Origin of the sequence: Paenibacillus mesophilus, from assembly GCF_005938385.1 — a bacterium.
Lineage (GTDB): Bacteria > Bacillota > Bacilli > Paenibacillales > NBRC-103111 > Paenibacillus_AB > Paenibacillus_AB mesophilus.
Genome location: NZ_VCRA01000002.1, coordinates 131,894 through 156,146 on the forward strand (window position 1 = coordinate 131,894; position 24,253 = coordinate 156,146).

26 protein-coding genes are annotated in these 24,253 nt (G+C 55.0%); 21 read left to right on the plus strand and 5 right to left on the minus strand.

Features of this window, described 5'->3' with window-relative positions:
* Positions 1-13 precede the first annotated feature (13 nt).
* The gene (locus tag FE783_RS03240; protein ID WP_138877895.1) at positions 14-508 is read left to right on the plus strand and encodes an NUDIX hydrolase; all 495 of its coding nucleotides are present in this window, start codon (positions 14-16) and stop codon (positions 506-508) included.
* A gap of 156 nt (positions 509-664) precedes the next feature.
* On the opposite strand, the gene FE783_RS03245 is transcribed toward FE783_RS03240, so the two are convergent.
* On the minus strand, positions 665-1,747 hold the full coding sequence (locus FE783_RS03245; protein ID WP_238402869.1) for an RNA-guided endonuclease InsQ/TnpB family protein: 1,083 nt from the start codon (positions 1,745-1,747) through the stop codon (positions 665-667).
* A gap of 237 nt (positions 1,748-1,984) precedes the next feature.
* Here FE783_RS03245 and FE783_RS03250 point away from each other — a divergent pair, with 237 nt between their 5' ends.
* From FE783_RS03250 to FE783_RS37890, 4 genes are all read left to right on the plus strand, one after another.
* A complete protein-coding gene (locus tag FE783_RS03250) occupies positions 1,985-2,635 on the plus strand; it encodes an HAD family hydrolase (RefSeq protein WP_158301598.1) in 651 nt (216 codons plus the stop codon).
* A complete protein-coding gene (locus tag FE783_RS03255; RefSeq protein WP_138877898.1) occupies positions 2,632-3,285 on the plus strand; it encodes an HAD family hydrolase in 654 nt (217 codons plus the stop codon). Before FE783_RS03250 ends, FE783_RS03255 begins: the two co-directional genes overlap by 4 nt.
* A gap of 61 nt (positions 3,286-3,346) precedes the next feature.
* Complete coding sequence (locus tag FE783_RS37390; RefSeq protein ID WP_158301599.1) at positions 3,347-3,514, plus strand: hypothetical protein; 168 nt, start codon at positions 3,347-3,349, stop codon at positions 3,512-3,514.
* A 178-nt stretch (positions 3,515-3,692) separates the two neighbouring features.
* On the plus strand, positions 3,693-3,854 hold the full coding sequence (locus tag FE783_RS37890) for a glycine zipper domain-containing protein (protein ID WP_202916120.1): 162 nt from the start codon (positions 3,693-3,695) through the stop codon (positions 3,852-3,854).
* A gap of 311 nt (positions 3,855-4,165) precedes the next feature.
* Here FE783_RS37890 and FE783_RS03260 read toward each other — a convergent pair whose 3' ends face one another.
* Positions 4,166-4,342 carry a hypothetical protein gene (locus FE783_RS03260; protein WP_238402840.1) on the minus strand — a complete coding sequence of 59 codons (177 nt, stop codon included), beginning with the start codon at positions 4,340-4,342 and terminating at the stop codon, positions 4,166-4,168.
* A 155-nt stretch (positions 4,343-4,497) separates the two neighbouring features.
* Positions 4,498-5,016 carry a DUF3231 family protein gene (locus FE783_RS03265; protein WP_138877900.1) on the minus strand — a complete coding sequence of 173 codons (519 nt, stop codon included), beginning with the start codon at positions 5,014-5,016 and terminating at the stop codon, positions 4,498-4,500.
* 252 nt (positions 5,017-5,268) lie between these two features.
* On the opposite strand from FE783_RS03265, the gene FE783_RS03270 reads away from it, so the two are divergent.
* The 3 genes from FE783_RS03270 to coaD all read left to right on the plus strand — a co-directional run bounded on the left by FE783_RS03270 (position 5,269) and on the right by coaD (position 7,166).
* A complete protein-coding gene (locus FE783_RS03270; protein WP_138877901.1) occupies positions 5,269-5,709 on the plus strand; it encodes a CBO0543 family protein in 441 nt (146 codons plus the stop codon).
* A 372-nt stretch (positions 5,710-6,081) separates the two neighbouring features.
* Positions 6,082-6,633 carry a 16S rRNA (guanine(966)-N(2))-methyltransferase RsmD gene (gene rsmD, locus FE783_RS03280; protein ID WP_138878272.1) on the plus strand — a complete coding sequence of 184 codons (552 nt, stop codon included), beginning with the start codon at positions 6,082-6,084 and terminating at the stop codon, positions 6,631-6,633.
* 17 nt (positions 6,634-6,650) lie between these two features.
* Positions 6,651-7,166, plus strand: coding sequence for a pantetheine-phosphate adenylyltransferase (gene coaD, locus FE783_RS03285; protein WP_420799702.1), 516 nt, complete (start codon positions 6,651-6,653; stop codon positions 7,164-7,166).
* 35 nt (positions 7,167-7,201) lie between these two features.
* On the opposite strand, the gene FE783_RS03290 is transcribed toward coaD, so the two are convergent.
* On the minus strand, positions 7,202-8,485 hold the full coding sequence (locus FE783_RS03290) for a sporulation protein (protein ID WP_138877904.1): 1,284 nt from the start codon (positions 8,483-8,485) through the stop codon (positions 7,202-7,204).
* Positions 8,486-8,595: 110 nt separating this feature from the next.
* Between FE783_RS03290 and FE783_RS03295 the strand changes: the two genes are divergently transcribed.
* A complete protein-coding gene (locus FE783_RS03295; protein ID WP_158301600.1) occupies positions 8,596-9,732 on the plus strand; it encodes a SepM family pheromone-processing serine protease in 1,137 nt (378 codons plus the stop codon).
* Here the strand turns inward: FE783_RS03295 and FE783_RS03300 are convergent.
* The gene (locus tag FE783_RS03300; protein ID WP_138877906.1) at positions 9,729-11,036 is read right to left on the minus strand and encodes a nucleotidyltransferase; all 1,308 of its coding nucleotides are present in this window, start codon (positions 11,034-11,036) and stop codon (positions 9,729-9,731) included. The genes FE783_RS03295 and FE783_RS03300 overlap by 4 nt on opposite strands.
* Positions 11,037-11,241: 205 nt before the next feature.
* Here FE783_RS03300 and FE783_RS03305 point away from each other — a divergent pair, with 205 nt between their 5' ends.
* From FE783_RS03305 to ftsY, 12 genes are all read left to right on the plus strand, one after another.
* Positions 11,242-11,754 (plus strand): YceD family protein, encoded by a 513-nt coding sequence (locus FE783_RS03305; protein WP_158301601.1) that lies wholly within the window; start codon positions 11,242-11,244, stop codon positions 11,752-11,754.
* 28 nt (positions 11,755-11,782) lie between these two features.
* On the plus strand, positions 11,783-11,956 hold the full coding sequence (gene rpmF / locus FE783_RS03310; protein WP_138877908.1) for a 50S ribosomal protein L32: 174 nt from the start codon (positions 11,783-11,785) through the stop codon (positions 11,954-11,956).
* A 250-nt stretch (positions 11,957-12,206) separates the two neighbouring features.
* Positions 12,207-12,803: a transcription factor FapR gene (fapR, locus tag FE783_RS03315; protein WP_138877909.1), complete on the plus strand. Its 597-nt coding sequence runs from the start codon at positions 12,207-12,209 to the stop codon at positions 12,801-12,803.
* Positions 12,787-13,788: a phosphate acyltransferase PlsX gene (gene plsX / locus FE783_RS03320; protein WP_138877910.1), complete on the plus strand. Its 1,002-nt coding sequence runs from the start codon at positions 12,787-12,789 to the stop codon at positions 13,786-13,788. The genes fapR and plsX overlap by 17 nt, the downstream gene beginning before the upstream one ends.
* A gap of 1 nt (position 13,789) precedes the next feature.
* Entirely contained in the window at positions 13,790-14,776 is a 987-nt protein-coding gene (locus FE783_RS03325; RefSeq protein ID WP_138878273.1) for a beta-ketoacyl-ACP synthase III, read from the plus strand.
* Positions 14,777-14,815: 39 nt separating this feature from the next.
* Positions 14,816-15,769: an ACP S-malonyltransferase gene (gene fabD / locus FE783_RS03330; RefSeq protein WP_138877911.1), complete on the plus strand. Its 954-nt coding sequence runs from the start codon at positions 14,816-14,818 to the stop codon at positions 15,767-15,769.
* Positions 15,770-15,782: 13 nt separating this feature from the next.
* Complete coding sequence (gene fabG, locus FE783_RS03335; protein ID WP_138877912.1) at positions 15,783-16,523, plus strand: 3-oxoacyl-[acyl-carrier-protein] reductase; 741 nt, start codon at positions 15,783-15,785, stop codon at positions 16,521-16,523.
* Between the two features lie 139 nt (positions 16,524-16,662).
* The gene (gene acpP / locus FE783_RS03340; RefSeq protein ID WP_138877913.1) at positions 16,663-16,896 is read left to right on the plus strand and encodes an acyl carrier protein; all 234 of its coding nucleotides are present in this window, start codon (positions 16,663-16,665) and stop codon (positions 16,894-16,896) included.
* A 313-nt stretch (positions 16,897-17,209) separates the two neighbouring features.
* Positions 17,210-18,448, plus strand: coding sequence for a beta-ketoacyl-ACP synthase II (gene fabF, locus FE783_RS03345; protein ID WP_138877914.1), 1,239 nt, complete (start codon positions 17,210-17,212; stop codon positions 18,446-18,448).
* Positions 18,449-18,634: 186 nt separating this feature from the next.
* On the plus strand, positions 18,635-19,333 hold the full coding sequence (rnc, locus tag FE783_RS03350; protein ID WP_238402841.1) for a ribonuclease III: 699 nt from the start codon (positions 18,635-18,637) through the stop codon (positions 19,331-19,333).
* A gap of 201 nt (positions 19,334-19,534) precedes the next feature.
* The gene (gene smc / locus FE783_RS03355) at positions 19,535-23,104 is read left to right on the plus strand and encodes a chromosome segregation protein SMC (protein WP_138877915.1); all 3,570 of its coding nucleotides are present in this window, start codon (positions 19,535-19,537) and stop codon (positions 23,102-23,104) included.
* 54 nt (positions 23,105-23,158) lie between these two features.
* Positions 23,159-24,151 carry a signal recognition particle-docking protein FtsY gene (ftsY, locus tag FE783_RS03360; protein ID WP_138877916.1) on the plus strand — a complete coding sequence of 331 codons (993 nt, stop codon included), beginning with the start codon at positions 23,159-23,161 and terminating at the stop codon, positions 24,149-24,151.
* The last annotated feature ends 102 nt before the right edge of the window (positions 24,152-24,253 follow it).

Sequence of the window (24,253 nt, forward strand, 5' to 3'; positions counted from 1 at the left end):
ATCGGAGGATACGATGAACAATAAAGAAATATGGCATCGCCACTTGGGAGCGTATGGGATCTGCTACGAGGACGGCAAGCTGCTGGTTATCCGCAAAAAAGGCGGCCCGTACTCAGGGCGATACGATTTGCCGGGAGGTTCCTTGGAACCCGTCGAATCGCTTATGCAGACGGTGGAACGCGAGATGATGGAAGAAAGCGGAATACGCGCGAACATCATCCGTTGTCTGGGCACCCGGGACTATGTGGTAGCTTGGCGGCGGGAAGCTTTCGCTCATACTCACTGTCATCATATTGCCATTCTGTACGAAGTCGCATACGCCGGCGGCGATGTAGCGGACTCGCCGAACTTCGACGATTCGGACGGCGCGGAGTGGATTGCGATTGAGTCGCTGGACGAGGAGGAGGCATCGCCTTTAGTCCGGGATGCCGTTCGGTGGATTCGCACCGGTCAACTCCCCGTAGAAGCGACAAGATTTGACGATTGGCAAATTCGGCATAACGGTTAATGGGGGTGAATGCCTCCCACCGCCTGAAGAGGCGGGGGCTTCTTGTTTCAAGGATCTCTGCCTTTCCTTGGAGAAAGGTCTTACATGATCTCCACAAGCGTTCGATGCTTTTCCGCATCCCGTTCGGGGACAACCCTCCCTACGGTGTTCGGTCCGTCAAGCTGGTATGTTCAAGGCCCGCTGCAAGATGATCTTGGCCGAGACGATGTCCCTGTCTTGAATCAATCCGCACGACTCGCATTCATGGATCCGGATGGATAATGTTTTCGGAACAGGCGCGCCGCACAGACAAGTTTGCGATGTGCCGTGGGCAGGCACTTGGGCGAATCGTTTCCCTTGTCTTTTGGCTTTGTAGCACAGATAAGTGATGAATCGTCTCCATCCGGCATCCGAAATGCTTTTGGCCAGGCGGCGGTTGCGGACCATGTTCCTGACCTTTAACTCTTCCACTGCGATCAGATCATGGTCGCGGACGATGCGGTACGATTGTTTATGCAAAAAGTCTTTTCGCTGCCGCGCGACTTTCTGGTGGGCCTTGGTGACCTTATGTTTGGCCTTCTTCCGGTTGCGGGAAGCAGGTTGCTTGCGGGATAGCTGCCGGTGCTTCCGTTTCAGTTGCTTCTCCGCTTTGCGCAAATACCGGGGGTTGTCCACCTTCGTTTCATCGGACAGCGCCGCGAACGTGTTCAACCCGACATCAATGCCCACAGCGGATTCCGCCGTTTGCGTCGCTTCCGCATCAGGCACTTTCACGCTGATATTGATCATCCACTCGTCCACATACCGTTTCACATTGATTTGCGTCACGTTCGCAAGGTCGAAGGGACGGTGGGTGTTCATTTTGATAACGCCGATTTTGGAAAGATAGACGTACCCTGGTTTGGCAAATGTCTTATCAACCGCGCCGGGTTGCGGGTAGGTGAAGGAAACGTATCGGTCAGCCGACTTGTAGCGGGGATACCCGGCTTCACCGCGGAAGAAACGCTGATACGCATCATCCAAACGCTGCAAACAGTCCTGCAGTACCTGCGAATGAACATTCTTGTATTCGGGAAACTCCTTCTTAAAGGCAGGCAGTTCATTCTGCTGCATGGCATAGGTGATGGTTTTGCCTTCCTGTTTGTAGGCGGTCTCGCGCTGTTCCTTCGCCCTATTGTATAGCTTCCGGCACAGTTCCAGTGTTCGATTCATGAGTTGTTCCTGTTCGGGAGTCGGATAAAGGCGAAACTGAAAGGTCATTTGCACATGGACCCCTCCTGATGGGAACGTATATTCCTATTATACTCTATTCACCACGAATCCTCCACCCAATTATAGAAAAATTTACAAGAGAAAAGACGAGGGATCTCGACAAAAACAGTTCATTTAGGCTTCGCCTAACCGAAATTCATCCCCTCCCTGCAGAGGAAGAGGACTTCTTTCGGATTGCTGTTAAATAACAAAAGCGGACTACCAATAAGATCGGAGTGTGAACATGTGAGCATTACTACCGTACTTTTCGATTTTGACGGCACATTGGCCGATACGCTTCCCATCTGCATTCATTCGATCGGCGAGGCGTTTAAGAAATACGACGGCAAAACGTTAACCGGCCCTGATGTCGTTGCCATGTTCGGACCAACGGAAGCCGACATCATCCGATTGAATTTGGGCAACCGGGAAGCGGCGGAGGAGGCCGTCCTGCTGTTCTATGAGCTGTATAAACGGGAACATGAGCGCATGGTGCAACCGAACGCCGATATGATCGCGCTGCTCTCCGAGCTGAAACAAAGAGGGTATCGGATGGGAATCGTGACGGGCAAAGGTAGAGACTCTTTGGATATATCGCTTGAGCGGCTCGGCATGACTTCCTACTTCGACGTAACCGTCTCCGGAGACGAGATGTCGCGCCCGAAGCCGGATCCCGAAGGCGTGCTGACGGCGATGAAATCGTTGGGGGCGGACAAAGCGGAAACCTTGTTTATCGGCGACAGCGAAGCCGACATGCGCGCCGGTAAAGGTGCCGGAGTATTTACGATCGGCGCGCACTGGCTGGAAAACGTGCAAACGCACCGGTTCGACACGACACCGGACTTATTCGTCACCCGCACGAGCGAATTGATCGCTTTTCTGGACGGTAACCGATGAACCGAAGCTGCCGCTATCAAGCGATTCTGTTCGATATGGACAATACGCTGTTAAAGTCCACCATCGACTTCCCGCGAATCAAGCGGGACGTATTCGCTCAAGTAACGGAAGCCGGGTTGCTTCCGGCATCGTTCCCTATTCATGAACATACGATTGCTACGCTGATCGAATCGGCACGTTCAACTGATGGATTCACAGTGGAGCACGAAGCGGCGGTATGGGATACGGTCGTGGCCGGGGAGCGGGAAGGCATGGTCGGGGCGGAGCTGGAGTCGCATGTACCGGAGGTGCTGGAGCGTCTGCGCGAACGGGTGCGGTTATCCGTCCTGACGAACAATGCGCGGGAGGCTGCGATCGATGCTCTGGAGAGGACCGGAATCGCTTCGTATTTCGACCATATTGCCGGGCGGGAGCAAATGACCGCTTTGAAGCCTTCTCCGTCCGGAATCGCCCACATCATGTCCCGCTACCCGGACATTCACCCGGAGCAGTGGTTGAGCGTAGGCGACTCGTGGATTGACGGGAAAGCGGCCCAGTCCGGCGGAATCGCCTTCTTGGCCTACAACGCCCGGATCGAGGAGCTGAAGCGCAGGCAAATTCCTTTTGTCGGGCATATCCGATCGATGCATGAGCTGTTCGATTTTTTGTAGGATTGCATAAAAACGCCCTTCTTCGGCGGGTTCGGCCAATGCGCAGGACCGAACGGTGCCGATGGAAGGGCGTTTTGTCTATTTCGCGGTCGTCTGCTTGAACGTCTGTATCGCACTAATCGCTTCCTCCTCCATCGTCCGGAAGGCGGAATTTATGTCCATCGTACCGTTCATGACCGAGACGGAATATTTCGGCTTGCCGATAGAAACCGATTTCCCTTTTACATGAGAGCGTTATCAGAAAGTTGGTGATTCGCGAAAAGTCTTTGGATAAAACGATGAAAAGTTTGTACAATTGTCAAGGAATCGGATCGTAAAAATCTTCAAAAATGACTGGCATGAATCTAGCGGAAACCAAAGCATTCTAGCAGCGTATTAGTATATAACAACTGGTGGGGGGACACGATATGGAGAGAAAAAGTAACGGCTCCGGCATAGCTATCGGCATTGCTCTCGGAGCCGGAATCGGCGTTGCTATCAATCATATTGCCATTGGGATCGGTGTCGGCATAGCGCTTGGAGTTGCGATCGAGCTGCTGCGGGCGAAGAAAAAACCGCCCAATAAGTAATTCGCGCCGAAGAGAGATGCATGCGGCGGCAGGAGTGTAACATGCAAAAAATGCATGTTGTTCGGGCATTTTCAGCGATTATTTATGGTTTGGATGCAAAAAGTGCAGGTACACAATCGAATTTTGGACGAAAATGGTTAAAATCGCGGAATCTACCTGCACTACTGTATGTAATCGGCTTGCATCATTTGTATCAGGCAGTATGTAAATGCAGCACTATTGCATGCTATTCAGAACTTATCCCCGATAAAAGCTAATACGGCAAAGGTCCGGCACCCCTCGCAGGGTGCTTTTCTTTTGCCGCAGCTATCTTACTCGTCGTGAAGCTTGCCGGCATCTTCCGGATAAAGCTCTTCTTCGATATTGTCCATAATGCCCTCGATCACGTCGCTGATCATGTCGGTTGAACCGATATGTTCTTGATCGGGAGGCGTCGGAATGCCCGCCGTTTCGAATGCCGTTTGTCCCGTAATTTTTTTATCGGCCAATGTAAAACGCTCCTTTCGGGAAGATGGTTTCATGTATCGTTTCCAGCCTCACCTTATATTATCCGCGTCCACGGTTCATTTGCTTTATTTCTGTTATGCAGAAATAAAAACAACCCCCGGCAGCTACACGCTCTCGAGGGTTGTCTGTATAATTTTTAAGCTTCAACGAGCTCGGGTCTTTTGATATGCAAAGGAGGCGGCACCAGCCATCCTTTTTCCTTGTTCAACTGCAAAATTTTCAAGCCCAAAGCTGCTTTTGTTGCATGATACTTGCCGAATAATGCTCCGATGTCTTCTCGAATCGCTTTACCCATTATCATGCTGCATGCCGCCATGCTTGCAGCGGTATCGGCAGCTACTAAGGAGGCAATTTCTATATCCGTGATTCTTGCGCCGACAGGAATATCTTCAAGCTTGGCTTCCGGTCTCGCAGGGAGAGTAGGTGAAGAAGGGATTCCATTGTGAATCAGAATTTGATCGCATTCTTCGGATTCCAGTTCCGCTTGGTTGATCAAATCGCCCAGAATATTTTTCAGTTCTTTATCACCGGCATGATATGAGTATGCTCTATAAATGGAAATGCAACCTTTTGCTTTCATCGAGAAAGACCAGAGATCGAATACTTCTCCATAATGCAGAGGCTGGTCTTTAGGATTACCGCCTAGAATTCCCATCTGGAAATAACAACTCCTTAGTTTAGATTGAAAACCGTTTGTTATCATTACCGCTAACTGCTCCGGCTATTCTTTAGCATACGTTTGCCAGTATGTTCATCGATAGGCCGTATGGGTTCCCTTAACATTTATTCTCATTCATTGTAACGGTTCGTATTGGAAAAAATATTACCGTCAGTAGCCTTACATAATGGGTTTTGAACGGGAATGTCGTTATGGGGAAGAGTATAAGGAAAGGGGGGAATTCATTTGGTGTTCGGTTTAACATTTGGATTTATTATTCCTTGGTTATTCGGTTGTTACCTCTTAAAGAATGACTTGAAAACTCTTATTACAATAGGTCCCGTCGCATCGCTTATTTCTTTTGCGGTAAATGATTTTGGAGTACATATACAATGGTGGTCCCACGAGCCCGCTCATTTAGGTTCATTATCGCTTTTCACTTCAAATGTCGGTCTTTTTCCCATTGTCGCCTGTTTCATGATACATTTCGTAAATCTGCATCAAGAAAAATATAAAGTTGCAATATTTATTTCCGCAGTATTATTATCCGCTTTGGAAGGGGTAAGTCTTGTTCTCAACAAAGTTAATTATACTAATGGTTGGAACTTTGGATGGACTTTTATTTCCTATATCCTTTCTCTTGCAATCATTTACAGATACAATCTCCTGCTAATAAAGACAGTAAAATAGTCGATCGCGCGTTCTCTATCGGAGGCGGCGATCCGTCAAAGCCATAAAAACAAAAAAACCGCTCTGCACAAGGCAAAGCGGATCAAGGTCTCGGGGGCCGCTTGCGCGACCCCCTCATGGGAGAGGAGAAACCGGACGAAGAGCTTATGGGGAAACGTAAGTCTTCTCCGCGGTTGTCTACGACACTTTTTGGATGTCGATATCTTCAATATGTCCCATTTTGGAAAAAGATATACAGGCCTTCTCAAAAATTTTGTGGTTTATTTGCCGAATATGTTACGATAGCTACAGAAAATCAGCCGGACCCGCAGTCATAAAGGGCAACCCGGCTGTTTGGAGTCATACATATTGCGCAATTATGGGGTGGACAGCGTGAGAGTCATTTCGGGATCGGCCAAAGGCAGGCCGTTAAAAGCGGTGCCGGGAATGGGAACGCGGCCGACGACGGATAAGGTGAAGGAAGCGATCTTCAGCATGATCGGCCCGTATTTTGCAGGCGGCAGCGTGCTCGATCTGTTTGCGGGTACCGGCGGGCTTGGCATCGAGGCGCTCAGCAGAGGGATGGACAAAGCCGTTTTCGTTGACGCGGACATAAAAAGCATCGACGTTGTAAGATCCAACCTGAAAGCGGCAAAACTGGAGGATCAAGCGGAGGTATACCGCAACGACGCGCTCCGGGCGCTCAAAGCGCTGGGCAAGCGGGAAGCGAGGTTCGATCTCGTCTTTCTCGATCCGCCATACAAGATGACCGCCATCCCGGAGCTGATCGGCTCGATGCTGGAGATGGACATGCTGGCGAATGCCGCCACAATCGTTGTCGAGCACGATTCGGCAAATCAGTTCGGAGACCGGATCGGCGATGCGGTTCGGGTTAAGCATGCCGAATACGGGGAAACGGCCGTATCCATTTATCGCCGTACCTGAATCTAACCGTGTAGGAGATGGTTAAAATGAACGAGATGAAGCACGATTACAAGATCGCCGTCTATCCGGGCAGCTTCGATCCGGTTACGTTCGGGCATCTGGACATCATCCACCGTGCCGCCAACGTCTTCGACAAGGTTATCGTGGCGGTGTTGAACAACAGCAGGAAAAATCCGCTGTTTACCGTCGAGGAGCGGACGCAGCTGCTTCAAGAAGTGACGCGGGGCGTACCCAATGTCGAAGTGGACAGCTTCGGCGATTTGCTGATCAATTATGTAGCCGAGAAGAAGGCGCATGTCATCGTTAAAGGGCTGCGGGCCGTTTCGGACTTCGAATATGAAATGCAGATGGCGTCGCTCAATCATAAGTTGAACGATAAAGTGGAAACCTTCTTCATGATGACAAGCCCGCAATATTCGTACTTGAGCTCGAGCATCGTGAAAGAAATCGCCCGTTACCACGGCCCCGTATCGGATCTCGTTCCGCTTGAAGTCGAAGCGGCACTGCGGATCAAGTACACGGAAGACCGGTAACAACGGTAAGGGAAGCGTCCTTCGCGGGCTGTCGATCAGACCGTTTTGGACGGACGAAGCACTCGCGACACGATCAGCGACAAGACGACTGCAATCGCAAGAACAAGCCCCAGCTCCACGATCCGCTGCGGTATGGCGGTCCACGCCCACCAGAACGTTAAGCCGCCGGAATATGCCGTTGCCGAGGCGGTATCGGACAGGAAGCTCGGTTCGGAACGTTGAAACAAGTCCGTTATCGGGCGCCACGAAAGCAGCGTAAGAACGAATGACAATCCCGCATGAACGATCCGGGACAGGAGGAAGAAACGGTAACGCAAATCGGTTTGGCGAATGGCGGTTTTCACCTGTAAATGGACGGCTAATCCGCTCCAGGCCAACGCCGCACCTATCAGCGCGGCCGTGACCGAATTCGCGGCCGGTATTTGGCTCAGCCGATTGGTGCCTATATGCAGCTCGAACAAGCCGGACAGTCCGCTTCTGATCGTTTCGAGCGGCGCCGATAAGCTAGGCGCGGCCCGCGATGCGGCTTCCGCTAACAGACGGGCGATTCCGAACGTGTCCATGACTCCGAGCAGCACGGAGAATACGATCATAATACCGCCGATCATCATGAGAGTCTGGATCGCCCCGGACACGGAATCTCCCAGAAGCTTGCCGAACGTGCGCCCGTCCTCGAGTCGGGCATGATGCATATCGGACAACGCACGAAGGAGGATCGGTTTCCGGGCTTCTCTTGCTTTCGGCTTGGCCGATTCGGGCGGCAGGGAAAGCGGAACGGGAGCTGAGCCAAATCGTACTCCACGGAGCAGCAGTCCCGTCGCAATTGCCGAAACATAATGAATGACGGCGATGGCCGCTCCGGTCTCGACATTGTGCAGAAATCCGGCTCCGATCACGGTCAGGACGAAGAATGGGCTGGCGACATGGGAGAGCGCAAGAATGCGTTCCCCCTCTTCCCGGCTGACGAGGTTTTCCCGGCGGAGCTTACCGGCCGCTTCGGCGCCTGCCGGCATGCCGGTGACGGCTCCCAGCGCTATCGCCCACCCGCCTAGGCCGGGAATACGGAACGCAAGCCGCATCAACGGTTCCATAAGCGTCCCGAATCCTCGGACGGCTCCAAAGCCTGCCATCATTTCGCTCAGCATCAAGAAAGGGAGCATAGAAGGAAACACGATGTTCCACCATATCGTCAATCCCCCGAGCGAGGATTGGAAAGCGCGTTCCGGAAACAACAGGATTGAGAGTACAAATACGGCCGTCAGCAGGGCAAGCGCTACCGTATATTCACGGCTTCTCGCGTGAAATATTCCGATTCGCATATGAGTTTGCCTCCTATTTATGGGTGCTACATGTTTACGCGAAGCGGCTGTCCTTTAGACCAAGCCTGACGGCATAATGGATTAGCCGGATCATGGAAGGAGCGTCAAGGATGATCGATTACCGCCAAAGAGAACGCAACAAGCTGAAATGGACGCGCGGCTTCCTATCCTCGTTTCTCATAACGCTTACGATCGTATACGCCTTCTACTTCATTCCGGTGCCGTACTACATCTACAAGCCCGGGACGGCGGAAGAGATCAAGCCGATGGTGAAGGTCGCGAACGGCGATGAAGAGGAGAAAGGCGCGTTTATGCTGACTACGGTTACGATGGGGCGCTCCAGTATTTTCAGTTATTTGACCGCCAGGTTTAACCCGAACACGGAAATCCGCAAAAAGGAAGAAGTGCTGCGGGGAAGCTCGGAGGAAGAATATTCGACCCGTCAGGAGTACGTCATGCTCGACTCGCAGAGCAGCGCCATCCAGGCCGCCTACAAGCAGGCGGGAATATCGTATACAATCGATTCGCAGGGCGTGCTCGTCATGCAGACGATCGAAGGGTACCCGGCCGACGGGATTCTTCACCCCGGCGACAAAATCGTGCAAGTCGGCTCCAAGCCGATCGTCAAGCACGAAGATATTTTGAACGAGTTGAAACCCCGCAAGGCGGGCGAGTCGATCGAGGTTACGGTCAAGAGGGGCAAAACGGAGAAAAAAGTGGCCGTTACGTTAAAAGATTTGAATGCATTGGACAAAGAAACGGGCAGGACCGGCGCTTCGGGCGGGGCGGCAAGCGGCGAGCCCCGTATCGGTTTCGGCATATCGACCGCCGAGCTGCTTGAAATCGCGCCGGAGCAAGGGAATAAGAAAGTAACGATCGATGCCGGCGAAATTGGCGGACCGTCCGCCGGACTGCTCTTCTCGCTGGAGATATACAACCAGCTCACCCCGGGAGATCTGTCAGGCGGGTACCGGATTGCCGGCACGGGCACGATCGATGCGAAAGGCACGGTATGCTCCATAGGGGGGATCCGGCAAAAAATCGTCGCGGCGGACCGGGAGAAGGCCGACATTTTCTTCGCGCCGGTCGATCGCAAGAAGGGTGAATGCAACCTCGGCGCCGATGTGCCGAACGCTTCCGACGCAGCCGACCAAGCGAGCAAAATCGCGTCGAAAATGAAAGTGGTTCCGGTGGCGACTTTGGACGAAGCGGTCCGCTATCTTGCCGGTTTGAAACCGAAAACTTAATCTTCTTCGGCCTCCCGCTCGCCGAGACGAAGGGGCGCTTCGTAATAATCGCGGAACAGGTCCGTTTGCGACGGCGTCCGGTACGCCGAAGCGTGGACGGCGGCTGCCTGTATGTCGAGTTCGAGAAACGGGTGCTTGTGGGAAGCGGCCTTTGTAACGACGGGTACGCCTGCTGTTTTTTTCATCGTTTTCAAGAGCTGTTGTCCGGTCGGGGAAAAGCCGAGCACTCGCAAATACGGTACGCCGGAACGAAGCAGCTCGGGTGACAGCTCTTCTTTACGATGGTTCAACAGGATGCGGGTCATCATTCGTTGCAGCTTCGTCCGGGTATACCTTCTCGTCTTCAAAGCATGCATCAGCTGTTCGAACGGACCGCCCTTGTCCGGATGCACGGCGGCGAGCGATCGTTTGATCCGATGCTCCAGCCCCTCCGTCACCTCGCCGAGCTCCGCCAATTCGGAGACGCCGGTAACGGCCAGGCGGACGAGCAGCGTACGGAAGAACGATTCCCAATTAACCGGCGCGCGTCCGGCAGCCATTTCGCGCTGTAAAATGTCCAGCGTGTAGGCGGGAACGAAAGGGCGAATGGCGAAGGCAGTCGTGTCGTCGGCAAGAAGCTTGCGCAGCGCAGTCGCGCTCGCAATTCGCTCGTCCGAAATGTCCGTTTGATTGTAGCCGGCCTTTTGCCGACTTATCGTATAGGGGCGCATGCTGCCTTGAAGCCGCTCCAGAGCAAGCAAATAGTGCAAGCCGAGCGTATTGTTCGGCTGTGCGAGCCATTCGCCGTCGCCTTCTCCCAGCAGCGATCCCGCGGCCGCCGCATACGCGGACGGGTAGCTCGCCCCGCTTTTCAGACGGGCGCGGATCGTGTCCCGGAAGCCGGACGTTTCGGCATCGCCTGGTTCCGGAGCGGACGGATCCACGGCTACTTTTGCACGGTCCTCCATATGAAGCCGTTTCGCCGCCGCTTGCAGCAGCTCCATGTCGCCGCTCTCGCTGCCGAAGCAGAATGCATCGACGACGCCCGTCGCTTCGAGCGCGGATACGGCCCCGTAGGCGAACCATTCGGCCGGCTGCGTGGAATAGGCGACGGGAAGCTCGATGACGAGATCCGCTCCCATGCGCAAGGCCATCTCCGTCCGGGCCCATTTGCTGACGAGAGCGGGTTCGCCCCGCTGCAGGAAGCTGCCGCTCATGACGGCGACGACCGCGTCGGCTTCTGATACAATTTTGCTTTGTTGGAAATGATAAACGTGGCCATTATGCAATGGGTTGTATTCGACGATAATTCCGACCGTTTTCAATGGGAGGACTCCTTATCGGTTATGCTTCGTCAGCTTCACTTCACTTTGTGGGGCTGGATTCTCGGGGTCCCCGAAAAGTAATCGGAATAAGCTGCAGAGAGCTTCGTCACTTTTTGGGGTAACTACACTATATCATGCAGTGAAAATGTTGACAAAGCAGGAACGGAATCGATATAATAGTCTATGTTTGTTTGGAGTGATAAACATGCAATTGAACATTCGGGATCTGGCTTCCCATTCGGGACAGGTCCGGCGTATCGAGCAGTCGGACGTCGGGCATCTGTTTCAAGGGGAGAGCGATGTAACACGTGCCGAACCGCTTCTCATCGAGGTGCAGGCCATGACCGATTCCGGCGTTGTGGACGTATCCGGAACGCTGACCTTGCCCGCCGAATTTGTTTGCTCGCGTTGTTTGTGCCAGTATGGCCAGCGGCTGTCGATCCCGTTCAGGGAACGATTTACACGCGACAAAAACCGTTCGGATGCCGATGAAGACGATTTGCATGTGATCAACGAAGACGTCGTCGACTTGACGCCGTACATCGAAGAGAGCGTCCTGCTCGGCTTACCTTACATTCCGGTGTGCACTCCTGAATGCAAAGGCTTGAACCCGGAGACGGGGGCGAATCTCAATATCGATCCCGCGGCCGTGCCGGAGGCGCGTATCGATCCGCGACTCGCCGTATTGCAGCAGTTGCTAGACAAAGGGAAACAGTAGTCATAAGATTTGTGAAGGAGGTGGGAATATGGCAGTTCCTTTTCGTAAAACTTCTAAAGCGACCCGCGACAAACGCCGTACTCACTTTAAATTGTCCGTACCGGGCATGGTAAAATGCGAAAACTGCGGCGAATTCAAGCTGGCTCACCGCGTTTGCAAAGTGTGCGGAACTTACAAGGGCAGAGAGATCGTAAAGCAGTAATAACGGATCGTGAGCAAAAGGTACTTCATTTCGGTGAGGTGCTTTTTTCTTTTGTACATAAAGAAGCGGTACTCGATACGCGCTTCGCTTCCGGGGGAGCCCGGGGATAGGCGTGCGGGGAAGTACTTTCTTTTTCAATCGGAATAACTTATACTAACGTTTAGTACCTGGTAATAATCGATACGTCGATTCATATATGCGAAACGAACGATTGCATGAACATGGAAAGTAGGTGCCCGTTATCGAACGAATGCCCAAACGTCAACGCCAGCAGCAGTTGGCCAAAGAGCTGGATCAAAATCCGTTCGTCACGGACGAGGAGCTTACCCGCCTATTCAAGGTGAGCATCCAAACGATCCGTCTCGACCGGCTGGAGCTCGGCATTCCGGAGCTTCGGGAGAGATTGAAGCTGATGGCCGAGCGGACGTACGATCAAGTACGGTCTTTGCCGCTACATGAGGTGATCGGGGACGTCATTGACCTGCAATTGGACAAGAGCGGAATATCGATGTTCGAAATTAAAGAAGAGCACGTGTTTTCCCGGACCAAAATCGCCCGGGGCCACCATGTGTTCTCGCAGGCGAATTCGCTTGCGATTGCCGTCATCAACAATGAAATGGCGCTCACGGCATCGGCGGACATCCGGTTTATCCGGTCGGTGAAGCTTGGCGAGAAATGCATCGCGAAGGCGTATGTCCGCACGATCTCCGGACAGAAAGGAAAAGCGAAGGTCGAAGTGTTTACGTATGTCGGAGAAGAGACGGTATTTCACGGAAACTTTCTGATCTATCGTTCTGCGGGTGAATTGAATGAAAGAGGGGAAGAGCTGCATGCGAATCGCGATTGATGCCATGGGCGGGGACCACGGTCCCGCGATGACGGTGGCAGGTGCGCTGCTGGCGGCTAAAGAATGGAACGATGTGGAGATCATTTTGGTCGGTGACGAGGAGAAAATATCGGCGCATATTCCGGACGGCGCCAAGCCTGCCAATATAACCGTAATGCATGCTTCGGATATCATTTCCGCGGATGACGAGCCCGCCCGGGCCGTACGGCGCAAAAAAGACGCCTCGATGGTAGTGGCGGGCCGGCTGATCCGGGAAGGGGCCGCGGACGCGATGATATCGGCCGGCAATACCGGTGCGCTGATGGCGACGGGGCTGTTGATCGTCGGAAGGATCGACGGGATCGAAAGACCGGCTCTTGCCCCCATGCTCCCTACGATGGACGGCAGCGGCGTTCTGGCCTTGGATCTTGGCGCCAACATGGACTCGTCGGCGGACAATTTGCTGCAGTACGCCATCATGGGCAGCATTTACCGCAGCAAAGTGCACGGACTGGCGAAGCCGCGCGTCGGACTGCTGAACGTCGGTACGGAAGCGGCGAAAGGCAATGAGCTCGCGAAAGCCGCTTATCCGCTGCTGGAGCAAGCGCCGATTCATTTCGTAGGCAATGTGGAGGCAAGGGAAGTGCTTCACGGTCCGTGCGATGTGCTGGTATGCGACGGGTTTGCGGGCAACATATTGCTGAAGGCGATGGAAGGAACCGCGGAGGTCGTTTTCTCGGCATTGAAAACCGAATTTACCCGCACGTTCGTGAGCAAGCTGGCTGCGGCCATATTGAAGCCCGGGCTGTCCGCCTTCAAGAAAAAGATGGACTACAGCGAGCACGGTGCGGCGCCGCTGCTCGGCATTAACGGGCTTGTGCTGAAAAGCCACGGCCCTTCGGACGCCAACGCCTTCAAAAATGCCGTCCGGCAAGCGCGAATCGCTTTGGCGAATCGGCTGGTCGAGGCGATTTCCACGGAAACCAGCAGGAAGCGAGATGGATAAAATGAATGGAGTACCGGTAGGCATATTGGGTACCGGCATGTACGTGCCGGAGCGGGTATTGACGAATCAGGATCTGGTGAAGATGGTGGAGACGAACGACGAATGGATCGTCAGCCGTACCGGCATCCGCGAACGGCGGATCGCGTCCGCCGAACAGGCTTCTTCCGATCTGGCATACGAAGCGTCGCTGGAGGCGCTTGGCAACGCCGGCATATCGCCGGAAAACCTCGATCTGATCATCGTGGCGACGGTTACGCCGGACATGTCGTTTCCGTCGACGGCCTGCATTTTGCAAAGCAAGCTCGGAGCGAAGAAGGCGGCGGCTTTCGATTTATCCGCGGCATGCTCCGGATTTATTTACGGATTGGCCAACGCGACGGCGCTGATCGCGAACGGCATGTACAAAAACGCACTGGTTATCGGCGCGGAATGCTTGTCGAGAATAACCGACTATACGGACCGCAATACGTGCATTTTGTTTGGAGACGGAGCTGGGGCGGTCGTATTGGGGCAAGTTCCGGAAGGCCGGGGATTCCGGTCGTTCGAGCTCGGGGCGGACGGCTCCGGGGGCGAGCTGCTGAAAGCGTGCGGAGGCGGCTCCCGCAATCCGATCAGCCAGGAAGTGCTGGATGCGAAGATGCAGTACATTTACATGGCCGGCAAAGAAGTGTTCAAGTTCGCCGTGAAAATTATGGGCTCCGCGGCGGAGGAAGCGCTGCGCAAGGCGGGAGTCGACAAAAGCGAGATCGACCTGCTCATCCCGCACCAGGCGAACGTCCGCATTATCCAATCGGCTCTGGAACGTTTGGAGCTGCCTGAAGAAAAGTGCATGATTAATTTGCACAAATACGGCAATGTTTCCGCCGCTTCCATTCCGATCGCGTTGGCCGAAGCGGTAAGGGAAAACCGGATCAAGGAAGGGGACCAGCTGCTGTTCGTCGGCTTCGGCGGCGGACTGACTTGGGGCGCCTCCGTATTGGTTTGGTAACGCTCTGCGGAACTACTACGAACGAAAGGGGAACTGCATATGAAACGAATCGCGTTTGTGTTTCCCGGTCAAGGCGCTCAAGCCGTCGGCATGGGAAAAGATTTTTACGACGGCCACGCGGCTGCCAGAAGCCGCTTCGAGCAAGCGGACGAAGCGCTCGGCTTCAAGCTTACCGACATTATATTTCAAGGTCCTGAAGAAGAATTGAAGAAGACGGCGAATACCCAGCCGGCCCTGCTGACGACAAGCATCGCGATACTGGAAGCGGTGAAGGAGCTCGGCATAGAGCCCGATTTCGTCGCGGGACACAGCCTGGGCGAATATTCCGCGCTCGTTGCCGCGGGCGTCATGAGCTTCGAGGATGCGGTCCGGACCGTCCGGGCGCGCGGTGAGTTCATGGAGCAAGCGGTGCCGAGCGGTCAAGGCGGCATGGCGGCCGTACTTGGCGCCGACCGCGAGAAGCTGGCCGAGCTGTGCCGCACCGTATCGTCGGAAGCGGGCGTTGTAGAGATGGCCAACGTGAACTGTACGGGACAAATCGTCGTTTCCGGGAGCTCCGAAGGGGTGCAGGCGATTGTGGAGCGCGGCAAGGAAGCCGGAGCGAAGCGGGTCATTCCGCTTGAAGTGAGCGGCCCGTTCCATTCGTCCCTCATGAAGCCCGCCGCCGACAAGCTGGCGGTCACTTTGGGCGGCGTCGCCATGCAGGATGCGAGCATCCCGGTCGTTGCCAACGTGACGGCGGATTCGGTGCTTCAAGCGGATCAAATCCGGACGCTTCTCGTGGATCAGGTCGTATCTCCCGTGCTGTGGGAAGACAGCATCGCGTGGATGATCGCTCAAGGGGTAGATACGTTTGTGGAGATCGGTTCCGGCACCGTATTGGCGGGGCTGATCAAAAAAGTGGATAAGCAGGTCCAGACCGTATCGATCAACAGCTGCGAATCGTTGGAGAAATTCGCCGCGGAGCTTCAAGCCGTTCGTACGTCATCTTGAAGGAGGGAATGCGATGCTGGAAGGAAAAGTGGCGATTGTTACGGGAGCTTCCCGTGGAATAGGCCGGGCGATAGCGATCGGATTGGCCGAAGCCGGCGCCGACGTCGTCGTCAACTACGCGGGCAGCGAACAAGCCGCCGAGGAAGTCGTGAAGCATATCGAGAGCTTGGGACGCCGTTCGTTCAAGGTGAAGGCGGACGTAGCCTCTTCCGCGGAAGTGGAAGAGATGGTCAAGCAGACGCTGGACCGGTTTCAAAAAATCGATATTATGGTCAACAATGCGGGGATTACGCGCGACAACCTGATCATGCGCATGAAAGAGGAAGAATTTGATCAAGTTATCAATACGAACTTGAAGGGCGTATTCAACTGCATCAAAGCGGTTACCCGTCCGATGATGAAGCAGCGTTCCGGCAAAATCATCAATATTTCTTCCGTCGTCGGCGTGCTCGGCAATGCGGGTCAGGCGAACTATGTCGCAGCGAAAGCCGGCGTCATCGGCCTTACCAAATCGGCCGCTAGGGAACTGGCTTCCCGCAATATTGCGGTTAATGCGGTCGCGCCCGGTTTTATCGAAACCGATATGACCGACAAGCTGACCCAGGAGCAGCGCGATTCCATGATGCAGCAAATCCCGCTCGCCCGCCTCGGGCAGCCGGAGGACATTGCCAGAGTTGTACGTTTTCTCGCGTCCGACGATTCCGGCTACATGACGGGGCAGACGCTTCATGTCGACGGCGGCATGTACATGTAACATAGGCCTCGGCTGTCGCAGCAAACGGCGCAGAAATTCGTCGAAACCTGACATTCCTTGGCCGGCGCGGGCAAGCTGTCGGTCAGGTATGGCAATTTAGTTTCTTTTCTCGTATAATACCAAAGAGGAGGTGAACGGGATGTCCGATATTTTTGACCGCGTAAAGCGCATTGTGGTCGATCGCCTCGGGGTTGAAGAGTCTGAAGTCACCCTCGAAGCATCTTTCAAAGACGATTTGGGTGCAGATTCCCTCGACGTAGTCGAATTGGTTATGGAGTTGGAAGACGAGTTCGATTTGGAAATTTCCGACGAAGACGCTGAGAAGATTACAAGCGTAGGAGAGGTAGTAGAATACATAAAGTCTCATACCTAAGAGCTTTCGAAGAAAGCTCGCTACGTAAGCAAAAGCTGAGCTTTCGAAGAAAGCTCGCAACGTAAGCAAAGCTGAACTTTCGAAGAAAGCTTACTACGCAAGGAATCGCTGAGCTTTCGAGAAAGCTTGCTCCATAAGCAACTTTTAAGCTTTCGGCACCATAAGCAAAACCAAACAAGCGTTTTAAGTCCCGTTTTCATGTCAGGAACGGGACTTCTCCTCATTAATGATGCAAACGATGCCTCCGGCCGCAAGACCGGAGCTTCTGATAAAGCTTGAAACTATCGTCGTGATGTCGAAGAGGTGGGAACTGATGAAACGAAGAGTCGTCATAACCGGAATGGGAGTCATGTCTTCCTTGGGGCACGATCTGGAAACATTTTGGAACAACCTGATGGCAGGCAAATCCGGCGTCTCGGTAATCGAGTCGTTCGACACGAGCGAGTATACGACCCATATCGCTGCAGAAATCCACGATTTCAACCCTGAAGATTACATGGACAAAAAAGAAGCTCGACGCATGGACCGGTTCGTTCAATTCGGCGTGGCGGCCAGCCAGCTCGCGGTGAAGAATGCGAAGCTCGAAATCGGAGTGAACGCGGACCCCGAACGGTGCGGCGTGTATGTAGGCTCGGGAATCGGCGGACTCGGGACATGGGAAGAGCAGCATAAAATATTGCTGGAGAAGGGACCGAAGCGGGTAAGCCCGTTCTTCATCCCGATGATGATCGCCAATATGGCATCCGGACAAATCTCCATGCTGTTCGGCGCCAAAGGCCCCAACAGTACGGCGGTTACCGCTTGCGCTACGGGCACCCACTCGATCGGCGATTCGTACAAGCTGATTCAGCGCGACGATGCCGATGTGATGATTTGCGGCGGTGCCGAGGCGACGATCCGTCCAACCGGTATGGCGGGCTTCTGCGCATTGAGAGCGATGTCGACGCGCAACGAAGAGCCCGAGAAGGCGAGTCGTCCGTTCGATACGGACCGTGACGGATTCGTCATGGGCGAAGGCGCCGGCATACTCGTTCTTGAGGAGCTGGAACACGCCCGCAAGCGCGGAGCCCACATCTACGCCGAAGTCATCGGCTACGGCATGTCCGGAGATGCGCACCATATGACCGACCCCGATCCGGAAGGCGCTGCACGGTGCATGTCGCGCGCGATCCGCGATGCCGGCATCGAACCGTCGGAGATCGACTACATTAATGCGCACGGCACTTCGACGCCCGTCGGCGACAAATCGGAGACGACGGCGATCAAGAAGGCGCTCGGCGACCATGCTTATAAAGTGGCGGTCAGCTCGACCAAATCGATGACCGGCCATTTGCTCGGAGCGGCCGGCGGCGTAGAGGCGGTTATTACGGGGCTGACGCTTGAGAGAGGCAGAATTGCCCCTACGATCAACTTGGACAATCAAGACCCGGAATGCGATCTCGACTACGTGCCGAACGTTCCTAGAGATGCGGATGTACAAATCGCCATGTCCAATTCATTCGGCTTTGGCGGTCATAACGCGACGATCATTTTGAAGCGCTTCGCAGAATAAGGAACTTTTACGGAATGACGTACAGTTCTCTGACAACCGCGACTTGCCGTTCCACAAAGCCCCGGTCGTCAGTCAGGGCGGTAATTCCGTTAAAGGTCCTAAGCTTTCACCCGGGATTTACGAATACAATCGGCATTTGTGGGCGAATCCTACTACCGGATCCGAAACGATGGGCGGTGGATTTCGTTGAAATCATTGAAAAAGCTGCAAACGGAGCTCGGCATCGTATTCCATGAGCCTCATCTGCTGAAGCAAGCGTTCACCCATTCGTCATACGTGAACGAACAGCGGTCCGCCGAGACTCAGGACAACGAGCGGCTGGAGTTTCTGGGCGACGCCGTTTTGCAAGTAACGGTATCGGAGTATTTGTTCCGGACGTATCCCGACCGGCCGGAAGGGGAGCTGACCAAGCATCGGGCATCGATCGTATGCGAGCCGTCGCTGGTCCAGTTCGCCGAACGGCTCGATTTCGGCTCCTGCGTCTTCCTGGGCAAAGGAGAAGAGCTTACGGGCGGAAGGACGCGGCCGGCTCTGCTCGCGGACGTATTCGAATCGTTCGTAGGCGCACTCTATTTGGACCAAGGCTTGGAAGCGGTAAAATCGTTTCTGCATAAGCATATGTTTCCGTTCTTGGCGAAGGATGCGATGCTGCAGGCGGGCGACTACAAGACGAAGCTGCAGGAGTATACCCAGCAGCGGGGAATGGGTACGGTCGAGTACCGGATCGTCGAGGAGCGCGGCCCGGCGCATGACCGGGAATTCGTGTCCGAGGTATGGCTGGACGAGCGGATGCTCGGAACCGGGACCGGGCGGTCGAAGAAGGACGCCGAGCAGCAAGCGGCATCGCAGGCGCTCGCCATGTTCCATTCGATGCAGAAGGCGTAAACGGCCAACAGGAACGTGCCGGGCGAAGCTTGGCGAAGGAAGCGGCGGAAGCCGCTTTTTCTTGTTTTGGAAATGATGCGGAGCCCATTTCCGTGTGTAACGGGGGCTTCCCCGGAAGTGTTATCGCCCGGCTATATATGCTACAATGCTTGTAAAAGGGTCGGTTATCGGATTTTGTGGAAACTGTTTTGAGGTGAAGCTATGTTTTTAAAACGTTTGGAGCTGGCCGGATTCAAGTCGTTCGCCGACAAGACGGAGCTGGAATTCGTACAGGGCATTACTGCGGTTGTCGGCCCGAACGGAAGCGGCAAAAGCAACATATCCGACTCGATCCGCTGGGTACTGGGCGAGCAAAGCGCGCGCTCCTTGCGCGGAGGGAAGATGGAGGATATCATTTTCGCCGGCAGCGACGCGCGCAAGGCGGTCAATTACGGCGAAGTGTCGCTGACGCTCGACAACTCGGACGAATCGCTGAAGCTGGACTTCAACGAGGTGACGGTTACACGCCGCATTCACCGAAGCGGGGACAGCGAGTATTTCATCAACAAGCAATCCTGCAGGCTGAAAGATATTACCGAGCTGTTCATGGATACCGGCATCGGCAAGGAAGCGTACTCGATTATCGGACAAGGCCGGATCGAGGAAATTTTGAGTACGAAGTCGGAAGACCGGCGAGGCATCTTCGAGGAAGCTTCGGGTATCGTCAAATACAAATCCCGGAAACGGGAAGCGGAGAAGAAGCTCGCCGATACGGAGCAAAATTTGCTGCGCATTCACGATCTCGTATCCGAGCTCGAGGATCAGATCGAGCCGCTGCGCATACAGTCGGAGAAGGCGATACGCTTCAAGCAGTTGAAAGAGCAGCTGAAGTCGGGAGAAATCTCGATGTACGTGTATCAGATCGAGCAAATTCATCGTTCTTGGAAGGAAGCCAGCGATAAACTGGCATCCTTGCAGAAGGAGCAGCTGGAGCTGTCTACCGTCGTCAGCCGTCATGACGCCTTGCTCGAGAAGGAGCGGATGGAAGCGCGGCGGCTCGAAGAGGAAGTCGATCGGCTGCATGAAACGGTTCTCCGTTTAAGCGAAGAGTTCGAGAAAAGCGAAGGCCAGGGCGAAGTGTTGAAGGAGCGCGGCAAAAATTTGCTGGCGAACCGCTCCCAGCTCGATCAGACGATCGAGGCGCAGCAGCTGCGAATGGCCGAGAGGCAATCCGAGACGGCCGCGTTCCGCGAAAAATATGAAGCGCTGGAGCGGGAGGTCGAGCAGCTCAAAGCGAAGCTGACTTCGGAGGAAGAACGGTTGCTTGGCGTGGCCGGAGGCGTAAGCAGCGCGGAAGAAGAGAGCTTGAAGGCGGACTTGATCGAGACGTTGGGCCGGATCGCGCAAGCAAGAAACGAGATCCGGTATTCGGAGCAAAACGTGGATTCGCTCGCCCGCCGTCTGGACCGGATGGAGGAAGAGCACTCCAAATGGGCCGGCCAGCATGAGCAGATCGTACGCAAGCGGCTCGAGCTTCAGGAGCAGGCCGAGAAGCTGGCCAAGGAGCTGCAGGACAACCGCGACCATTACATAACGCTCGGTCACGAGCTCAAGTCGAAGCAGGAGCTGCTCGTCCAAGTCCAAGATACGGTGCGCAAGTGGGAGCAGAAGCTGGAGGCGCTCGTGTCCCGGCGCGATACGATGCGCGAGATGCAGAACGACTACGACGGTTTCGCCATCGGGGTCAAGGAAGTGCTCAAGGCGAAAAGCCGGGCCGACGGTCTGAAAGGGATTCACGGCGCGGTAGCGGAACTCGTGAAGGTTCCCGCCGAAGTGGAGACGGCGATCGAGACCGCGCTCGGCGGAGCGCTGCAAAACATCGTCGTCGAGAACGAGGCGTACGGCCGGGAAGCGATCGCTTTCTTGAAGCGCAGACAGGCGGGAAGAGCGACATTTTTGCCGCTGGACGTCATCCGGGGAAGATCGATTCCGGAGCACGAGAGGAAGAGCTTGTCCGATGTCGGCGGCTTTGTCGGCATTGCCGTTAACCTCGTACGGTTCGACGAGAAATACGAGAACATCATGTCCAGCCTTCTTGGCAACGTCATTATCGCCGAGAAGCTCGAGGAAGCGAACCGAATCGCCGCCAAATGCCAATACCGGTATCGCGTCGTCACGCTGGAAGGCGACGTCGTCAATCCGGGAGGATCGATGACAGGCGGCAGTTTGCAGAAAAAAACGTCCAGCCTGCTCGGGCGCAATCGCCAGATCGACGAAATGGAAAAGGAAATCCGCACTTCGGAAGTTCAAGTGGGCGATTTGCGCAAGAAGCTGGAGCAGATCAAGCGCGAGCTGTCGGAAGGCAGCCGGACGTTGGACGAGCTTCGCCAATTGGGCGAGCAGCATCGAATCGGCGAGCAGCAGCTCCGTTCGCAGTTTAGCCAGCTTGACAGCGAGGGCAAGAACGCCGAGGAGCAGACGGCGCTGTACTCGCAGGATCGCGAAGCGCTCGCGAAGGAGCGGAGCGACTTCGAGCAGAAGAAGCAGGCTGCCGAGTTGTCTCTCGCGGCGTTGCAGCAGGAAGAGACGGAGCTGCAGCAGGCGATCCGCGATGCGGAATTGAAGCGCAAGGCGAAGGAATCGGCTAAGGAAGAGCTGCAGGTCCAATTGACGTCGCTCAAAGTCAAGACCGCCTCCGTCAGCCAGGAGAAGCAGTCGCTCGAGGAGCAGCTTCGCCGGCTGGACGACGATTTATCCGCTGCGGAGCGGGAGCTTGGCACAAGCAAGCGTCTGTTCAAGCAGATCGAGGCGGATCTCGACGCGAACGAGGCGGAGACGGTCAAGCAGATCGAGCAGCTCAACCATTTCCGGCTCAAGAAGCGGGAAGCTTCCGAGCAAATGGACTTCAAACGGGCGGAGCGGGCGAAATGGGTACAGAAGCTTGAAGAGGGCGAAAGCTTGACCAAGGAGCAGCGCACCCAGCTGAAGCAGGTCGAGGATCAGCTCAGGCAGACCGAGGTGCGCGTCAATCGTCTGGACGTCGAGCTGGAAAACTTGCTGAAGAAACTGGCGGAGGAATACGAGCTAAGCTACGAGCTCGCCAAGGAACGATATCCGGTACCCGAGGACGTGCCCGGGACCCAGAACGCGGTAAGAGACTTGAAACGGCAAATCTCCGCGCTCGGGGACGTCAATTTGGGAGCGATCGAGGAATTCCAGCGGGTGAACGAACGGTTCCAGTTTTTGTCCGAGCAAAAAAACGATCTGGTCGAGGCGAAGACGCAGCTGTATTTGGTCATCCGCGAGATGGACGAGGAAATGTCCAAGCGGTTTAAAACGACGTTCGACGCGATCCGTTCGCAGTTCGTCGTCGTATTCGTCAAGCTGTTCGGCGGCGGGCGTGCCGATCTGATCTTGTCCGAGCCGGACCGTCTGCTCGATACGGGCATCGAAATCGTCGCCCAGCCTCCCGGCAAGAAGCTGCAAAACTTGCAGCTGCTGAGCGGCGGAGAACGCGCCTTGACCGCGATGGCGCTGCTGTTCGCGATACTCCGGGTCAAGCCCGTGCCGTTCTGCGTCCTCGACGAGGTCGAAGCGGCGCTGGACGAGGCGAACGTCAGCCGGTTCGCGGATTACTTGCGCGAGTTTTCCGAGCAGACGCAATTTATCGTCGTTACCCACCGCAAAGGGACGATGGAATCGGCGGACGTGCTGTACGGCGTCACGATGGAAGAGGGCGGCGTTTCGAAGCTCGTTTCGGTCAAGCTGGACGATGAAGATATGACCGCCTGATGCAAGCGTTATGTGCGGATTCGAGAATATCAAGAGACGGACGGAGAGAGGTTTATGAGTTTTTTCAAGAAGCTGCGCGACAGCATATCCGCCAAGGCGGAAGAAGTCACGAACAAGTTCAAGGACGGATTGAGCAAAACCCGCTCCGCCTTCGTGGAGAAGGTAGAGGAGCTCATTCTCCGCCGCAAAAAGATCGATGAGGATTTCTACGAAGAGCTCGAGGAAATATTGATCGGCGCCGATGTCGGCGTGAACACGGTCATGGAGCTGATCGAACAGCTTCGGGCGGAAGTGCGCAAACGCAAAATAGAAAATCCCGCCGACCTGCAGCCGGTCTTGTCCGAGAAGCTCGTAGGGATGCTCCAGGGGGCGGAGGACAACAGGCTGCGGATGAACGAGAACGGGATGACCGTCTATTTATTCGTAGGCGTCAACGGCGTCGGCAAAACGACTACGATCGGCAAGCTCGCCCATCGTTTCCGGTCGCAAGGGAAGAAGGTGCTGCTCGCGGCCGGCGATACGTTCCGCGCGGCGGCTATCGATCAGCTGGAAGTGTGGGGACAGCGCGCCGGTGTCGACGTCATCAAGCATTCGGAAGGCTCCGATCCGGCGGCCGTCATGTTCGACGCCATTCAGGCAGCCAAAAATCGGGGCGTGGACGTACTGCTGTGCGACACGGCCGGACGATTGCAAAACAAAGCGAACCTGATGGATGAGCTTAACAAAATTTATCGCGTCATTCGTCGGGAAATCCCCGATGCGCCGCACGAGACACTGCTCGTCATCGATGCGACAACCGGCCAGAACGCCCTTACGCAAGCGAAGCTGTTCGGGGAGAAGACCGGAGTAACCGGACTCGTCTTGTCGAAGCTGGACAGTACGGCCAAAGGCGGAATCGTCATCGCGATCCGCAATGAGCTGAATATCCCGGTCAAGCTGGTCGGACTCGGAGAGAAGATGGACGATCTGGAAAATTTCGATTCGGAGCAATTCGTTCATGCGCTGTTCGCCGGGTTGATCCAGAAGGAAGAAGCGGCCGAGGCGTAAGCCGGCCGGCTCGTTGCGCCGGTATGACGCTCCCGAATCGGGGAAGACTTCAGGTCTTCCTCCGACAAGGGGGCGTTTTTTTGTATCTCGAAGAGAGGCGGA

What these genes read in the sequence shown, in the direction of transcription:
- fabG (WP_138877912.1), top strand. Translation starts at nt 15,783, where the DNA reads ATGCTGGAAGGAAAAGTGGCGATTGTTACGGGAGCTTCCCGTGGAATA.
- plsX (WP_138877910.1), top strand. Translation starts at nt 12,787, where the DNA reads ATGCGAATCGCGATTGATGCCATGGGCGGGGACCACGGTCCCGCGATG.
- FE783_RS03295 (WP_158301600.1), top strand. Translation starts at nt 8,596, where the DNA reads ATGATCGATTACCGCCAAAGAGAACGCAACAAGCTGAAATGGACGCGC.
- FE783_RS37390 (WP_158301599.1), top strand. Translation starts at nt 3,347, where the DNA reads ATGGAAGGGCGTTTTGTCTATTTCGCGGTCGTCTGCTTGAACGTCTGT.
- FE783_RS03290 (WP_138877904.1), bottom strand. Translation starts at nt 8,485, where the DNA reads ATGCGAATCGGAATATTTCACGCGAGAAGCCGTGAATATACGGTAGCG.
- FE783_RS03265 (WP_138877900.1), bottom strand. Translation starts at nt 5,016, where the DNA reads ATGGGAATTCTAGGCGGTAATCCTAAAGACCAGCCTCTGCATTATGGA.
- FE783_RS03255 (WP_138877898.1), top strand. Translation starts at nt 2,632, where the DNA reads ATGAACCGAAGCTGCCGCTATCAAGCGATTCTGTTCGATATGGACAAT.
- fabF (WP_138877914.1), top strand. Translation starts at nt 17,210, where the DNA reads ATGAAACGAAGAGTCGTCATAACCGGAATGGGAGTCATGTCTTCCTTG.
- ftsY (WP_138877916.1), top strand. Translation starts at nt 23,159, where the DNA reads ATGAGTTTTTTCAAGAAGCTGCGCGACAGCATATCCGCCAAGGCGGAA.
- FE783_RS37890 (WP_202916120.1), top strand. Translation starts at nt 3,693, where the DNA reads ATGGAGAGAAAAAGTAACGGCTCCGGCATAGCTATCGGCATTGCTCTC.
- acpP (WP_138877913.1), top strand. Translation starts at nt 16,663, where the DNA reads ATGTCCGATATTTTTGACCGCGTAAAGCGCATTGTGGTCGATCGCCTC.
- fapR (WP_138877909.1), top strand. Translation starts at nt 12,207, where the DNA reads ATGCCCAAACGTCAACGCCAGCAGCAGTTGGCCAAAGAGCTGGATCAA.
- coaD (WP_420799702.1), top strand. Translation starts at nt 6,651, where the DNA reads ATGGTTAAAATGAACGAGATGAAGCACGATTACAAGATCGCCGTCTAT.
- rpmF (WP_138877908.1), top strand. Translation starts at nt 11,783, where the DNA reads ATGGCAGTTCCTTTTCGTAAAACTTCTAAAGCGACCCGCGACAAACGC.
- FE783_RS03245 (WP_238402869.1), bottom strand. Translation starts at nt 1,747, where the DNA reads ATGACCTTTCAGTTTCGCCTTTATCCGACTCCCGAACAGGAACAACTC.
- FE783_RS03325 (WP_138878273.1), top strand. Translation starts at nt 13,790, where the DNA reads ATGAATGGAGTACCGGTAGGCATATTGGGTACCGGCATGTACGTGCCG.
- fabD (WP_138877911.1), top strand. Translation starts at nt 14,816, where the DNA reads ATGAAACGAATCGCGTTTGTGTTTCCCGGTCAAGGCGCTCAAGCCGTC.
- FE783_RS03305 (WP_158301601.1), top strand. Translation starts at nt 11,242, where the DNA reads ATGCAATTGAACATTCGGGATCTGGCTTCCCATTCGGGACAGGTCCGG.
- smc (WP_138877915.1), top strand. Translation starts at nt 19,535, where the DNA reads ATGTTTTTAAAACGTTTGGAGCTGGCCGGATTCAAGTCGTTCGCCGAC.
- FE783_RS03240 (WP_138877895.1), top strand. Translation starts at nt 14, where the DNA reads ATGAACAATAAAGAAATATGGCATCGCCACTTGGGAGCGTATGGGATC.